Origin of the sequence: Aeromonas sp. 2692-1 (assembly GCF_013085505.1) — a bacterium.
In the GTDB taxonomy this organism is placed as follows: domain Bacteria; phylum Pseudomonadota; class Gammaproteobacteria; order Enterobacterales; family Aeromonadaceae; genus Aeromonas; species Aeromonas hydrophila.
The window spans coordinates 2,222,783-2,236,785 of sequence record NZ_CP038513.1; the positions used below are offsets into that span (position 1 = coordinate 2,222,783).

General features: G+C 65.2%; 12 protein-coding genes and 1 pseudogene. 12 read left to right on the forward strand and 1 reads right to left on the reverse strand.

The genetic code is table 11. The features are described from left to right. Nucleotides 1-59: 59 nt before the first annotated feature. Nucleotides 60-1,577 carry an aldehyde dehydrogenase family protein gene (locus E5E97_RS10760; RefSeq protein WP_005343899.1) on the reverse strand — a complete coding sequence of 506 codons (1,518 nt, stop codon included), beginning with the start codon at nucleotides 1,575-1,577 and terminating at the stop codon, nucleotides 60-62. 236 nt (nucleotides 1,578-1,813) lie between these two features. On the opposite strand from E5E97_RS10760, the pseudogene E5E97_RS10765 reads away from it, so the two are divergent. From E5E97_RS10765 to E5E97_RS10820, 12 genes and pseudogenes are all read left to right on the forward strand, one after another. Continuing rightward, nucleotides 1,814-3,488: pseudogene (locus E5E97_RS10765) on the forward strand (sigma-54-dependent Fis family transcriptional regulator). Between the two features lie 86 nt (nucleotides 3,489-3,574). Further along, a complete protein-coding gene (locus E5E97_RS10770) occupies nucleotides 3,575-4,750 on the forward strand; it encodes an acyl-CoA dehydrogenase (RefSeq protein ID WP_118881698.1) in 1,176 nt (391 codons plus the stop codon). Then, nucleotides 4,750-5,904, forward strand: a complete 1,155-nt coding sequence (locus E5E97_RS10775) for a CaiB/BaiF CoA-transferase family protein (RefSeq protein ID WP_171280252.1) — start codon at nucleotides 4,750-4,752, stop codon at nucleotides 5,902-5,904. The genes E5E97_RS10770 and E5E97_RS10775 overlap by 1 nt, the downstream gene beginning before the upstream one ends. 147 nt (nucleotides 5,905-6,051) lie before the next feature. Next, entirely contained in the window at nucleotides 6,052-6,462 is a 411-nt protein-coding gene (locus E5E97_RS10780; protein ID WP_171280253.1) for a VOC family protein, read from the forward strand. 102 nt (nucleotides 6,463-6,564) lie between these two features. Next, nucleotides 6,565-7,254: a phosphate regulon transcriptional regulator PhoB gene (gene phoB, locus E5E97_RS10785; RefSeq protein WP_005298527.1), complete on the forward strand. Its 690-nt coding sequence runs from the start codon at nucleotides 6,565-6,567 to the stop codon at nucleotides 7,252-7,254. An 8-nt stretch (nucleotides 7,255-7,262) separates the two neighbouring features. Further along, nucleotides 7,263-8,558, forward strand: a complete 1,296-nt coding sequence (gene phoR / locus E5E97_RS10790) for a phosphate regulon sensor histidine kinase PhoR (protein ID WP_011705169.1) — start codon at nucleotides 7,263-7,265, stop codon at nucleotides 8,556-8,558. A 376-nt stretch (nucleotides 8,559-8,934) separates the two neighbouring features. After that, complete coding sequence (locus E5E97_RS10795) at nucleotides 8,935-9,909, forward strand: PstS family phosphate ABC transporter substrate-binding protein (RefSeq protein ID WP_011705170.1); 975 nt, start codon at nucleotides 8,935-8,937, stop codon at nucleotides 9,907-9,909. A 163-nt stretch (nucleotides 9,910-10,072) separates the two neighbouring features. Further along, a complete protein-coding gene (locus E5E97_RS10800) occupies nucleotides 10,073-10,879 on the forward strand; it encodes a M48 family metallopeptidase (RefSeq protein ID WP_011705171.1) in 807 nt (268 codons plus the stop codon). After that, nucleotides 10,867-11,373 carry a GNAT family N-acetyltransferase gene (locus tag E5E97_RS10805; protein ID WP_171280254.1) on the forward strand — a complete coding sequence of 169 codons (507 nt, stop codon included), beginning with the start codon at nucleotides 10,867-10,869 and terminating at the stop codon, nucleotides 11,371-11,373. Before E5E97_RS10800 ends, E5E97_RS10805 begins: the two co-directional genes overlap by 13 nt. Nucleotides 11,374-11,482: 109 nt before the next feature. Then, nucleotides 11,483-12,385 (forward strand): ROK family protein, encoded by a 903-nt coding sequence (locus E5E97_RS10810; protein ID WP_017408554.1) that lies wholly within the window; start codon nucleotides 11,483-11,485, stop codon nucleotides 12,383-12,385. Nucleotides 12,386-12,427: 42 nt separating this feature from the next. After that, nucleotides 12,428-13,153 (forward strand): copper homeostasis protein CutC, encoded by a 726-nt coding sequence (locus tag E5E97_RS10815; protein WP_016349927.1) that lies wholly within the window; start codon nucleotides 12,428-12,430, stop codon nucleotides 13,151-13,153. Between the two features lie 184 nt (nucleotides 13,154-13,337). Continuing rightward, on the forward strand, nucleotides 13,338-13,949 hold the full coding sequence (locus tag E5E97_RS10820) for an FKBP-type peptidyl-prolyl cis-trans isomerase (RefSeq protein WP_043124444.1): 612 nt from the start codon (nucleotides 13,338-13,340) through the stop codon (nucleotides 13,947-13,949). Nucleotides 13,950-14,003 lie beyond the last annotated feature (54 nt).

Sequence of the window (14,003 nt, forward strand, 5' to 3'; positions counted from 1 at the left end):
GGAACGCTCCAGCAATGAAAAGGGCGCCCGCAGGCGCCCTTGTTGATCATAAGAGGGGCTTAGAAGAAGCCGAGGGGATTGATGTCGTGGCTCACCAGCAGGTTCTTGGTGTTCTGGTAGTGGTCCAGCATCATCTTGTGGGTCTCGCGGCCGATCCCTGACTTCTTGTAGCCGCCAAAGGCCGCGTGCGCCGGGTAGGCGTGGTAGCAGTTGACCCAGACCCGGCCGGCCTGAATGCCGCGTCCCATGCGCCAGGCCAGGTTGCTGTCACGGGTCCACAGGCCCGCCCCCAGCCCGTACTGGGTGTCGTTGGCAATCGCCAGCGCCTCCGCCTCGTCCTTGAAGGTGGTGACCCCGAGCGCCGGCCCGAAGATCTCCTCCTGGAACACCCGCATCTTGTTCTGACCCGAGAAGATGGTGGGCTGGATGTAGAAGCCCCCCTCCAGCCCGCTCACTCTGGCCGGGCCGCCGCCGATCAGCATCTTGGCCCCTTCGCCGCGGCCGATCTCCATGTAGCTCAGGATCTTGTCGAACTGCTCGCGCGACGCCTGAGCACCGACCTGGGTGGCGGTGTCGAGGGGGTTGCCCTGCACTATGGTGCGGGCGCGGGCCAGCACCTTGTCCATGAAGTCGTCATAGATGCTGGCCTGCACCAGGGCGCGGGAGGGGCAGGTACATACCTCGCCCTGGTTGAAGAAGGTCATCAGCATCCCTTCCACCGCCTTGTCGATGTAGCTGCTCTCGTGCTGCATCACGTCGGCGAAGTAGATGTTGGGGGACTTGCCGCCCAGCTCCACGGTGGAGGGGATCAGCTTGTCGGCGGCGCAGCGCAGGATATGGGCGCCCACCTCGGTGGAGCCGGTGAAGGCGAGCTTCTGGATGCGGTTGCTGGTGGCGAGCGCCTGGCCCGCCTCGGCGCCGAAGCCGTTGACCACGTTGACCACCCCGGCAGGCAGGATGTCCTTGATGAGATCCATCATCAGCATGATGGTGACCGGGGTCTGCTCGGCGGGCTTGAGCACGCTGCAGCAGCCGGCCGCCAGCACCGGGGCCAGCTTCCAGGCCGCCATCAGCAGCGGGAAGTTCCACGGGATGATCTGGCCGACTACCCCGATGGGCTCCTTGAAGTGGTAGCTGACGGTGTTCTGATCCAGCTCGGCGGCCGAGCCCTCCTGGGCGCGGATGCAGCCGGCGAAGTAGCGGAAGTGATCCACCACCAGTGGCAGGTCGGCGGCCAGGGTCTCGCGCACCGCCTTGCCGTTCTCCCAGGTTTCGGCGATGGCGAGCACTTCGATGTTCTGTTCGATGCGATCGGCGATGCGCAGTAGCAGGTTGCTGCGCTCGGTGACGCTGGTCTTGCTCCAGCTGGCGAACGCCTTGTGGGCGGCGTCCAGTGCCAGCTCGATGTCGGCGGCGTCGGAGCGGGCCACTTCGCAGAACACCTTGCCGTCCACCGGCGAGATGTTTTCAAAGTAGCGGCCGGCGCGCGGCGCCACCCACTCACCACCGATGAAGTTGTCGTAACGGGACTTGAAGCTGACCAGGGCACCTGCCTGACCGGGAGCGGTATAAATCATCTCATCATCCTTTATGTGTGTGGTCCTGACCGGGCTGGCGGGCAACCCGGTTGCTGCTGTGTATCGCAAGGGGCGTGCCAGAGGGTCTGACCAGCACAGGGAAAGTTACAAAAACGTTATCAAACGAGGTGCGGCAGCGTATCTTGGTTAACCAATGACCAGGGCGAAGGTGAGGAAACTGTGCCGATTCTGGACAGTGACCGTGACAGTCGTGCCGTTTGTGAACAGGAGGCGTGATGAGCGAATTATCTCAATCCAGTGCCAGCCCGATCGAGCGTTCCTGGCAGCGCTGCCTGCATCAGGGCTGAGCCGCCGGCAGAGCGCCGAGCTGGACTTGCTGCCCCAGGGGAGCTGTCGGCCCGTCAGGAGCAGCACAGGGTGCTGATCGCCAGCTTCCAGCGCTTCGTGTTGCCGCTGTTTGGCCAGTTGCTGGCAGGGCGCCCCTGTCGGTTGCTGCTGTGCGACGGCGAGGGCGCCATCCTGGCCGCCAGCGGTGACGACGGCTTCGCCCGCCACGCCGAGCGCATTTTTTTGCGCAGCGGCGCCCGCTGGGGGGAGGCGAGCAAGGGCACCAACGCCATCGGCACTGCACTGGCCGAGCAGAGCGAGGTGCAGGTGCTCGGCAATCAGCACTTCTTCGCCCAGCACAGCTTTCTCAGCTGCAGCGCCTGCCCGTTGCTCGGGCCAGACGGGCAACTGCTCGGGGTGCTCGACATCTCCACTGACGCGGCCCATCACGATGGCGACATGCTGGGCACGGTGCGACTGTTGGCCATGACGCTCGAGAACGCCCTGCTGGCGCGCCAGCCGGGCTGGTTGGTGGATCTCGAGCCCCAGAGTCTCTGGTCCGCCCGTCTGCTGCTGGGGGAGGAGGGCGAACTGCTCGGGGCCAACCGGGCCGGTCGGCTCTGGCTCGGCCAGCACCCCTTCGACGGCAAGCAGCTGCTGCGGGATCGGCGCGGCTTGCGGCTGGTGCCGGAGGCCAGTCCCGTGTTGGCCCAGCCCGGCCTGCCGGCCGATGCCGGCGGCTCGCACGGCCAGCAGGTGCCGCTCAAGATGCTGGAGCGCGGCATCTCGCTGCTCATCGAGGGGGAGACCGGCAGCGGCAAGGAGCACCTGGTGCGGGCCCTGCACCGCCAGTCGAGTCGGCAGGACAAGCCCCTGGTGTGCGTCAACTGCGGCGCCCTGCCGGCCGATCTGGTGGAGGCCGAGCTGTTTGGCTACGTCGGCGGGGCCTTCAGCGGCGCTCGCAGCCAGGGCAGCCAGGGGTATCTGCGCGCCGCCCACGGCGGCATCCTGATGCTGGACGAGATCGGCGAGCTGCCGCTGCTGGCCCAGACCCGCTTGCTGCGGGTGTTGCAGGAGCGCGCCGTCACCCCGGTTGGCAGCCACAAACCCGAGGCAGTGGATTTCTGGCTGGTCAGCGCCAGCCATCGGGATCTGGCGGCCATGGTGGCGGCCGGCACCTTTCGCGAGGATCTCTACTACCGCATCTGCGGTTGGCGCCAGCAGCTGGCGCCGCTGCGCGACTGGCCGACCCGCGAGCGGCAGGCGCTGCTCCAGCGGCTGCTGGCCGAGATGGATCCTGCCCTGCGCCTGACCGATGAGGCCGAGCGCCAACTGTTGGCCCACCCGCTGCCCGGCAACGTGCGCCAACTCAAGCAGGCGCTGGAAGTGGCCTGCGTGCTGGCGGAGGGGCAGGGCTGGATTGAGCCTGCCCATCTGCATCTGCCGGCCGTGGCGGTGGCGCCGGCCGCCACCGCGGTGGTGGCGGGCAGCACATTGCGCCAGCAGAACCGGCAACGGGTGCAGCAGACCCTGACGGAGTGCGATGGCAACGTGAGCGAGGCGGCGCGCCGGCTCGGCATCAGCCGCACCACCCTCTATCGGGCGCTGCGGGAGGCAGGCTGAGGTGTTTGTTACCCGAGCTTTTTCGTGGTTAAGATGGGTCCACAAGAGACCCTTTGATGATTCTTTTGCATGGCATGGAGTGCTTTATGACGCGTACCCGATTTGATTGGCAAGACCCCTTCTTTCTCGATGGCCAGCTCGGCGAAGAGGAGCGGCTCATCCGCGACGCCGCCCGCGATTACTGCCAGGCACGGCTGATGCCCAGGGTGCTGGAGGCGAACCGCCGCGAGCAATTTGACCGCACCATCATGAACGAGCTGGGGGAGCTGGGGCTGCTAGGCGCCACCCTGCCGGAGCAGTACGGCTGCGCCGGGGTCAATCACGTGGCCTACGGCCTCATCGCCCGGGAGGTGGAGCGGGTCGACAGTGGCTACCGCTCGGCCATGAGCGTGCAATCGTCCCTGGTGATGCACCCGATCCACGCCTATGGCGACGAGGCCCAGCGCCAGCGCTGGCTGCCGGGGCTGGCCCGGGGTGAATTGGTGGGCTGCTTTGGCCTCACAGAGCCGGATGCGGGCTCCGATCCGGGTTCCATGAAGAGCCGTGCCGAGCGGGTCGACGGCGGTTATCTGCTGAGCGGCAACAAGATGTGGATCACCAACTCCCCCATCGCCGATCTGTTCGTGGTGTGGGCCAAGCTGGATGGCGAGATCACCGGCTTCGTGCTGGAGAAGGGGATGGCCGGGCTCTCTGCCCCCAAGATCGAGGGCAAGTTCTCCCTGCGCGCCTCCGTCACCGGCGAGATAGTGATGGAGCGGGTCTTCGTGCCGGAAGCGAACCGGCTGGCCGGGGTGAGCGGCCTCAAGGGGCCGTTCGGCTGCCTCAACAAGGCGCGCTACGGCATTGCCTGGGGGGCGCTCGGCGCCGCCGAGTTCTGCTGGCATGCCGCCCGCCAGTACGGGCTGGATCGCCAGCAGTTCGGCCGCCCGCTGGCCGCCACCCAGCTGTTCCAGCTCAAGCTGGCCAACATGCAGACCGAGATTGCCCTCGGTCTGCAGGGCTGCCTGCAGGCCGGGCGCCTGATGGACGAGGGGCGCTGCCCGGTGGAGCTGGTGTCGCTCATCAAGCGCAACAGCTGCGGCAAGGCGCTGGAAATAGCCCGCGTTGCCCGCGACATGCACGGCGGCAACGGCATCAGCGACGAGTTTCACGTCATTCGCCACGTGATGAACCTGGAGGCGGTTAACACCTACGAGGGGACCCACGACATCCACGCCCTGATCCTGGGGCGGGCCCAGACCGACTTGCAGGCGTTTGAGTGATGGGGCCCCTTGCCGGCGTGCGCGTGCTGGATCTCAGCCGCGTGCTGGCCGGCCCCTGGGCCAGCCAGCTGCTTGCCGATCTCGGCGCCGACGTGGTCAAGGTGGAGGCCCCTGGGCGCGGTGACGACACCCGTCACTGGGGCCCGCCCGAGCTGGTGGCGGGGGAGGCGGCCTACTTTCATGCCGCCAACCGGGGCAAGCGCTCCATCGCCCTCGACCTGGCCCGCGATCGCGAAACCCTGCTGGCCTTGGTGGACCGGGCCGACGTGGTGATCGAGAACTTCAAGGTGGGGGGGCTGGCGCGCTACGGCCTCGATTACCCGAGCCTCAAGGCCCGCCGTCCGGCGCTCATCTACTGCTCCATCACCGGTTTTGGCCAGGACGGTCCCTGGGCTCAGCGACCCGGTTACGACCTGCTGATCCAGGGGCTGGGCGGCTTGATGAGCATCACCGGCCAGCCGGACGAGGCCCCCGGCGGCGGGCCGGTCAAGGTGGGGGTGGCGCTCGTCGACATCCTCACCGGCCTCTACGCCACCATAGGCATCCAGGCGGCCCTGTGCCACCGGGAGCGAACCGGGGAGGGGCAGCAGATCGATCTGGCCCTGCTCGACGTGTCGGTGGCGGTGCTGGCCAACCAGGCGATGAACTATCTCGCCACCGGTCAGGCACCCGGGCGCCTTGGCAACGGCCACCCCAATATCGTCCCCTACGACGTCTATCCCACCCGGGATGGTCATCTGATCCTCGCGGTGGGCAACGACGGCCAGTTTGCCGCGCTGGCGGCCCTGCTGGGGGAGCCCGGCTGGGCGCAGGACCCGGATTTTGCCAGCAACAGCGCCCGGGTGCGCCAGCGCCACCGGCTCAATGCCCTGATTGCCGAGCGGCTGCTGGCGCGCAGCAGCGCCGAGTGGAGTGCCATGCTGGAGGCGGCCGGGGTGCCGGGCGGCCCCATCCTCACCCTGGATGCGCTGTTTGCCCTCGAGCAGGGGGCGGTGCGCGGCTGGGTGCAGCAGGTGCAACGCGGCGAGCAGCCCTTGCCCACCCTGGCCAATCCGCTGCATCTGTCGGCCACCCCGGTGCGCTACGGGCGCGCCTCGCCGGCGCTGGACGGAGACCGGGATAGCGTCCTGCGCGACTGGCTCGGGCAGGGCTGAACCGGTTGCTTTAGGCGGGAAGTCGCACCTGTCCGGCGGGATGCTCCCGCCTTCTATCCTCTGTTCTCTCATCTGCCCCGGTGCTGGAGCCCGGGGCCGTCCCCCGCTATGATGCGCCCCGTCCATTCATCTGTTGAGGAACTTCCCATGGCACAACACATTGGCGCCCTGGCCCTGCTGGTGGCCGATTACGACCTGGCCATCACCTTCTTTACCCAGGGACTGGGGTTCGAGCTGCTGGAAGACACGCCCCTCGACGAGCCGGGCAAACCGGGCAAGCGCTGGGTGCGGGTTGCCCCCAAGGGGGCCCCGGGTTCCGCCCTGTTGCTGGCGCGTGCCGCGACCCCGGAGCAGCGGGCCGCCATCGGCCAACAGGGGGGCGGCCGGGTCTTCCTGTTCCTCGAAACCGATGACTTCTGGGGCGATTACCAGCGCATGCAGGCGTACGGTGTCCACTTTTGTGAACAGCCGCGTATCGAGGCTTACGGCACCGTAGTGGTGTTCGAGGACATCAGTGGCAACCGCTGGGATCTGCTGCAACTCGCTGCTGCCAACTGAATCTGAAAACGTTTATCATCCCGCCTGTCATAAAGTCATAAAAGTGTCACAGAAAGTTCTAATAATTGGCGCACCCATCTTCACAGAGGAGAGAGAAGGGATATGGCTAAGCGAATTCTGGTGGTCGAGGACGAAGCACCGATCCGCGAAATGCTCTGCTTCGTGCTTGAGCAGAAGGGATATGAAACAGTAGAAGCTGAAGATTTTGCCGACGGATTGGCGAAGGTGCGCGAACCCTACCCCGAACTCATCGTGCTGGACTGGATGATGCCGGGCGGCAGCGGCATCCAGTTCATCAAGCAGCTCAAGCAGGATGAGGTGACCCGCCAGATCCCGGTGGTGATGCTGACCGCGCGCGGCGAGGAAGAGGACAAGGTGCGCGGGCTGGAAGCGGGGGCCGATGACTACATCACCAAGCCGTTCTCGCCCAAGGAGCTAACCGCCCGTCTGCATGCAGTGATGCGCCGCGTCTCTCCCACCTCGGTGGACGAGGTGATCGAGGTGCAGGGGCTCAAGCTGGACCCCGTCTCCCACCGGGTCAGCGCCGAGGAGAAGGCGCTCGACATGGGGCCGACCGAATTCAAGCTGCTGCACTTCTTCATGACTCACCCGGAGCGGGTCTACAGCCGCGAGCAGCTGCTCAACAATGTCTGGGGTACCAATGTGTACGTCGAGGACAGAACCGTGGATGTGCACATCCGTCGCCTGCGCAAGGCCATTGAAGAGACGGGGCACGATCGCTTGATCCAGACGGTGCGCGGCGCAGGCTATCGCTTCTCAACCCGTCTGTAGAGGAAGTTATGTTGCAACCTTATGCCTGGCGGCGCCAGTTGTGGCGAATGGCGTTCTTCTATGCGCCCTTCGCCTTGGTCGGCTGGTTGACGAATACCCTCGCCCTCTGCCTGCTGGCGGCCACTGTGCTGCACCTGGGCTGGCACTATCGCTTCCAGAAGCGGCTGTCGGACTGGCTGTGGCACGATCGCAGCCTGGTGCCCCCCAACGGCAGCGGCAGCTGGGAGTACATCTTCAACGGCATCTACAAGTTGCAGCAGCGCCACCGGGCCCGCCGCCGCGAGCTGGCGGGGCTGATCCGCCGCTTTCGGGAAGGGGCGGAGGCTCTGCCCGATGCGGCCGTGGTGTTTCGCACCGACGGCAGCATCCTCTGGTGCAACCGGCTGGCCGAGCAGCTGCTCGGTTTTCGCTGGCCGGAAGACGCCGGTCAGCACATCGGCAACCTCATTCGCAATCCCGCCTTCGGCGCCTACCTCGGCAAGGGGCAGTATGACGAACCGTTCGAGATGACCTCGCCCATCAACGAGGAGAAGTTTCTCGAGTTTCGCATCATGCCCTACGCCGAGGATCAGGCCATGCTGGTGGTGCGGGACGTCACCCGGCTGCGCAGTCTGGAGAAGACCCGCAAGCACTTCGTCTCCAACGTCTCCCACGAGCTGCGCACGCCGCTCACCGTGCTCAAGGGCTATCTGGAGATGACCGAGGAGCCGCCGCCGCCCGCCATGTGGGCCAAGGCGCACAAGGTGATGATGGAGCAGACCATCCGGATGGACAATCTGGTCAATCAGCTGCTCACCCTGTCGCGCATCGAGGCGGCGCCGACCGTGGATCTCTCCCACCTGGTGGACATGCCCGCCATGCTGGGGTTGCTGGAGCAGGAGGCGCGGGCGCTCTCCGGCGAGCGGGCCCACCAGATCGAGTTCATGGTGCAGCCCAATCTGCTGGTGCGTGGCGATCAGGATCAGTTGCGCAGCGCCGTCTCCAACCTGGTCTACAACGCCATCCACTACACCCCGGCGGGGCGCAAGATCACGGTGGAGTGGCGCAAGCAGGGGGCGATGGCGCTGTTTGCGGTGCAGGATGAGGGGGAGGGGATCCCGCCCGAGCACCTGGCACGGCTCACCGAGCGCTTCTATCGGGTCGACAAGGCCCGCTCCCGCCACACCGGCGGCTCGGGGCTGGGGCTTGCCATCGTCAAGCATGCCCTGAGTCACCACGACTGCCAGCTCGACATCGAGAGCCGGGTTGGCCTCGGCAGCCGCTTCAGCTTTCTCATCCCCGGCCGCATGGTGGTGGTGAAATAGTCTTTGCCAGCAAGGGGTTGGCATCAAAAGAGGGCGGCGATGGCGGCCCTTTTTTCATTTGTTCAACAAGCCCCCCATGTCATTAAAGTGTCACATTAAATCCATAAATTTGTCACTGCCAGGTCAGATACTGGCGCCGTCTTGAGAACGGACCTGTCGCCGGTTTGGCGCAGGGAGAGTACGAAACGCGACCGGCCGATCGCTGTGCTCGGGATGTGACCACTTTCGGCCTCAGATTGACGCTTGCCTTCTGCCACCACAGGACTGGGGGAAGAGGGCAGGAAATGACACTCAGCACATCGTCCGGCGTGACCGGCGGTGAGCCAAGTTAACCCGTGTTTTGATGGACTGCGTTCTGCAACCTTGGAGAGATTGGATGAAACTCAACAAACTGGCTGGTGTAATCGGATTCACCGCAGCTACCCTGTTTTCCGTCAGCACCCTGGCTGCCGGTGTGGATAAAAACCTGCCGGATTACACTCCGACCAGCGGCATCTCGGGCAACCTGTCCTCTGTCGGCTCGGACACCCTGGCCAACATGATGACCCTGTGGGCCGAAGAATTTAAGCGCATGTACCCCAACGTCAACGTGCAGATCCAGGCCGCCGGTTCTTCCACCGCGCCGACCGCACTGACTGAAGGCGTTGCCCAGTTCGGTCCCATGAGCCGCGCCATGAAATCCGGCGAGGAAGAGGCCTTCGAGAAGCGCTACGGTTACAAGCCGACCGCCATCCGCGTCGCGGTCGATGCCCTGGCGGTGTTCGTCAACAAGGACAACCCCATCAAGGGGCTGACCATGCCGCAACTGGATGCCATCTTCTCCAGCACCCTCAAGTGCGGCGAAGCCAAGGCCGCCACCAAGTGGGCTGATCTGGGTCTGGACGGCAACTGGTCTTCCAAGGATCTGCAACTGTTCGGTCGCAACTCGGTGTCCGGTACCTACGGTTACTTCAAGGAACACGCCCTGTGCAACGGTGACTTCAAGAGCGGCGTGAACGAGCAGCCGGGTTCTGCCTCCGTGGTGCAGTCCGTCTCCTCCTCCCTGAACGGCATCGGCTACTCGGGTATCGGTTACGTCACTTCCGGCGTGCGCGCCGTACCGCTCTCCAAGGATGGCAAGACCTTCATCGAGGCGACCTCTGACAACGCCATCACCGGCAAGTACCCGCTGTCGCGCTTCCTGTACGTTTACGTGAACAAGCACCCGAACAAGCCGCTCTCTCCGATGGAGCAAGAGTTCCTGAAGATGGTGCTCTCCAAGGCGGGCCAGAACATCGTTGCCAAAGATGGCTACGTACCGGTACCGGCCAAGGTGGTCGAAGCCGACCTGAAGAAACTGGGCATCATGTAAGCCGGTTTCCTTTGCCAGACGGGCCCTGCGGGGCCCGTTTTGTTTTTTGGCCGCCGCATGTTGGCGGTATGTGACCGCTTTCGCCAGACCGGGTGATTTGTCGACTTGCACCGGACGCCCGCATTTCCGAAAATAGGGCATCTTTATGGTGAAGGACACCTCCATGACATCTCCCCTGTTCAAGCTCGGCCTGGCGGCACTCTGTTCCACCCTGCTCGCCAGCTGTGCCCAGTCTCCTACCGGCCGCAGCCAGATGCTGCTGTTCTCGCCCCAGCAGATGAGCAAGCTGGGGGCCGACTCCTTCGAAGAGATGAAGAAGCAGGAGAAGGTGAGCACGGATGCGAAGATGAACGCCTATGTCTCCTGCGTCGCCAAGGCGGTGACCGCCCAGGTGCCGAGCCAGTACGGCATCACCAGCTGGGAAGTGGTGGTGTTTGACTCCAAGCAGGTCAACGCCTTTGCCCTGCCCGGCGGCAAGATCGGGGTCTACAGCGGCCTGCTCAAGGTGGCCAAGAACCAGGATCAGCTCGCCACCGTCATCGGCCACGAGCTGACCCACGTGCTGGCCCAGCACTCCAACGAGCGGCTCTCCCGCAGCCAGCTGACCGGCCTTGGCCTGGCGGCGGCCGACATCGCCATGGGCAGCAGCGAATACCGCGGCGCCACCATGGCGGCGCTGGGGCTCGGGGTGGAGGTCGGCGTCATGCTGCCCTATGGCCGCGAACAGGAGAGCGAGGCGGACCGCCTCGGTCTGGATCTGATGGCCCGCGCTGGTTTCAATCCGGCCGAAGCGATTCCGCTGTGGCAGAACATGAGCGCGGCCGCGGGCGGCAATGCACCGCCCCAGCTGCTCTCCACCCACCCCAGCAACGAGAACCGGATCGCCGAGCTGCAGGCCCAGCAGGCTGAAGCCGTGCCGCTCTACGAGCAGGCCCGCGCCTCCGGACTGGTACCCCAATGCAAGGCATAAGCCTGCGCATGGCGCGGCCCGATGACGCCGCCGCCATGACGGTGATGCAGCGGGCCAGCTGGCTCGCCGCATACGGCGGCGTGCTCGGTGCCGACATGCTGGCCCAGCTGGCGGTCACCGAGCATCTGCAGATCTGGCAGCGCCGGCTGGCGGAGACGGGCCCCAGGCCCATGCTGCTGTGCCAGGACGAAGTGGTCATCGGCCTGCTCTACTGGCAGCCGGAGATGACGGGGGAGCACCCCACCGCCTGGATCCGCGCCTTTTACCTGCATCCCGACCACTGGCGCCAGGGCCACGGCAAGCGGCTGTGGCAGGCGGTGGCGATGCAGATGCGGCGCGCCGGCTGTGAAGGCGTCAGATTGTGGCTGCTCGATGGCAACCACATCGGTGAGGGGTTTTACCTGCGCCGCGGCTTCATGTTTGATGGTCAGGAGCGAACCCTGATGAGCCTCGGCCAGCCCTGCCTGCAGCGACAAATGTTTCGTTTGCTTTGATCTCTCTCCCGTTTTTCGCCTCCGGTCACTTTATTTTTTTTGCGAATTAATACAATGTCCCCCTCTGGACAGGCTGAGGTGAGGCGACTCATCGACAAGGGAGTGTGGCATGTATTACGGCTTTGATATTGGTGGCACCAAGATAGCGTTCGCTGTGTATGACGGCGCCTTGAATCTCTGTCACGAGGAGCGCATGAGCACTCCCGGCAATGATTACGAAGGGCTGCAGCAGCTGATCCGCGCGCGGGTCGAACAGGCGGATGCCCGTTTCGGCGCCCGTGGTGCGGTGGGCATCGGCTTCCCCGGCATTCTCAACCGGCACGACCACAGCATAGTGGCGGCCAATCTGCCCTCCATCAATGGTCGCCACCTGGGCGCCGATCTGGCCGAACTGCTGGAGCGCCCGGTCAAGGTGGACAACGATGCCAACTGCTTCCTCTGGTCCGAGGTACATCAGGGCGCGGCGGCGGGAGCCGACAGCGCCCTCGGCGTCACCATCGGCACCGGCATCGGTGGCGCCGTCTATCTGGCGGGCAAGCTGATCCAGGGCCGCAACTGGCTGGCGGGGGAGATAGGCCACTACCCGCTGCCGGCCACCATGCTGATGAAGTACCCCGACCTGCCTCGTCCCCGTTGCGGCTGCGGCCGTCTGGTCTGTTTTGAAACCTATGCCTCCGGCACCGGGCTGGAGCGGCTCTACCACCACTTCCACGGTCAGCGTGCCAGCGGCCACCAGATAGTGGGGCGCTTCGAGGCGCACGAGCCCCATGCGGTGGCCACGGTCGACTGCTGGCTCGAAATCATGGCCGCCGGGCTGGCTACCGCCATCTCGGTGGTCGACCCCGACGTGGTGGTGCTGGGGGGCGGCCTGAGCGGCCTGCCCGCGCTCTACGAACAGCTGCCGCTGCGGCTGCCTGGCCATCTGCTGCCTGGGGTCGCCCTGCCCGAGATCCGCGAGGCCCGCTTTGGCGGCGCCGGCGGGGTGCGCGGGGCCGCCTTGCTCAATTTATGAGATCAGATCCGGGGTCTGATCTCCCCAATAAAGGAGTCCATCATGACCTCTCTTGAAATCTGTATCGACAATCTGGAATCCCTGTTTACCGCCCAGGAGGCTGGCGCGAATCGCATCGAGCTCTGCTCTGCGCTGGGGCTGGGCGGCCTGACTCCCTCCTATGGCTTCATGCAGCTGGCGGCGCGCCATGCCACCGTTCCCGTCTACGCCATGATCCGGCCCCGGGCCGGCGACTTCTGCTTTGGCGACGGGGAGTTCGAGATGATGCTGCAGGATATCGCGGCGGCCCGTGCCGCCGGCCTGCAAGGGGTGGTGGTCGGTCTGCTGGACGAGCAGGGACGGGTGCCTGCCGCCAAACTCACCCAGCTGGTCGAGGCGGCAGGGCCCCTTGGCGTTACCTTCCACCGCGCCATCGACCTCTCCTCCGACTGGCGCCTCGACTTGGAGACCATAGTCGCCGCCGGCTGCGAGCGCATTCTGAGCTCGGGCCACGCGCCGACCGCGCTGGCGGGCCTCGAGACCCTGCAGGCGATGCAGCAGGCGCTGGCGGGGCGGGCCAGCCTGATGCCGGGGGCCGGGGTCAATGCCGACAACGTGCGCACCATAGTGGAGTTCACCGGGGTGAACGAAGTGCACATGTCCGGCATGGGCTGGCGCGGCGGCATGGTGCCCCATGGCGTCAACATGGGTACCTCGGACGATGGCCGGGTCAATATCACCGACGGCGCCAAAGTTGCCGCGGTACGGGCTCTGCTGGACAGGGCCTGATACCGGCTCGGCGAGAGAGGTAACCGCACGAAAAAATGGGGCGCCGCATGTCGGCGCCCCTCTGCCGGCTAGTGTGAACTCTCTCCCACGGTGGGGGAAATCAGGCGCCAGGCCGGCAGCACCCGGCGCAAAAGTCTGATATTATCCCGTCTCTTTTACCCTCAGGACCCGGAGCAACTTCTCAATGTCCCAATACGACTCTATCGAACAGAAGGCCAGCTATGGCATCGGCCGCAACATGGGTGATCAACTGGCGCAGCAAGCCTTCGCCGGTCTGGATATCCCGGCCCTGCAGCAAGGTCTGGCAGATGCCCTGAATGGTCTGGAGTTCGCGGTCAGCCGTGACGATATCAACGATGCCTTCCAGGTCATCACCGCCCGCATGCAGGAAGAGCAGGAAGCCGTTGCCAAGGCTGCCGCCGCCGACGGCGAAGCCTTCCTGGCCGACAACGCCAAGCGCGCCGAAGTGAAGACCACCGAGTCCGGTCTGCAGTACGAAGTGCTGGTGGAAGGCAACGGTGCCGTACCGGTAGCCGGTCAGTCCGTCCGTGTGCACTACCACGGTACTTTCACCCACGGTGGCGTGTTCGACAGCTCCGTCGCCCGCGGCCAGCCGGCCGAATTCCCGGTCACTGGCGTGATCGCCGGTTGGGTAGAAGCGCTGCAACTGATGCCGGTTGGCTCCAAGTGGAAGCTCTACATTCCGCAGGATCTGGCCTACGGTGCACGCGGTGCCGGTTCCATCCCGCCGTACTCTGCCCTGGTATTCGAAGTGGAGCTGCTGGACATCCTGTGATCCGGCTGGCTTGATTGATACAGACGGCGACCCTCGGGTCGCCGTCTGTTTTTT

Bases quoted from the DNA above. Each gene is read 5' to 3' on its own strand.
- E5E97_RS10760 (WP_005343899.1), bottom strand. From the start codon at position 1,577: ATGATTTATACCGCTCCCGGTCAGGCAGGTGCCCTGGTCAGCTTCAAG.
- E5E97_RS10770 (WP_118881698.1), top strand. From the start codon at position 3,575: ATGACGCGTACCCGATTTGATTGGCAAGACCCCTTCTTTCTCGATGGC.
- E5E97_RS10775 (WP_171280252.1), top strand. From the start codon at position 4,750: ATGGGGCCCCTTGCCGGCGTGCGCGTGCTGGATCTCAGCCGCGTGCTG.
- E5E97_RS10780 (WP_171280253.1), top strand. From the start codon at position 6,052: ATGGCACAACACATTGGCGCCCTGGCCCTGCTGGTGGCCGATTACGAC.
- phoB (WP_005298527.1), top strand. From the start codon at position 6,565: ATGGCTAAGCGAATTCTGGTGGTCGAGGACGAAGCACCGATCCGCGAA.
- phoR (WP_011705169.1), top strand. From the start codon at position 7,263: ATGTTGCAACCTTATGCCTGGCGGCGCCAGTTGTGGCGAATGGCGTTC.
- E5E97_RS10795 (WP_011705170.1), top strand. From the start codon at position 8,935: ATGAAACTCAACAAACTGGCTGGTGTAATCGGATTCACCGCAGCTACC.
- E5E97_RS10800 (WP_011705171.1), top strand. From the start codon at position 10,073: ATGACATCTCCCCTGTTCAAGCTCGGCCTGGCGGCACTCTGTTCCACC.
- E5E97_RS10805 (WP_171280254.1), top strand. From the start codon at position 10,867: ATGCAAGGCATAAGCCTGCGCATGGCGCGGCCCGATGACGCCGCCGCC.
- E5E97_RS10810 (WP_017408554.1), top strand. From the start codon at position 11,483: ATGTATTACGGCTTTGATATTGGTGGCACCAAGATAGCGTTCGCTGTG.
- E5E97_RS10815 (WP_016349927.1), top strand. From the start codon at position 12,428: ATGACCTCTCTTGAAATCTGTATCGACAATCTGGAATCCCTGTTTACC.
- E5E97_RS10820 (WP_043124444.1), top strand. From the start codon at position 13,338: ATGTCCCAATACGACTCTATCGAACAGAAGGCCAGCTATGGCATCGGC.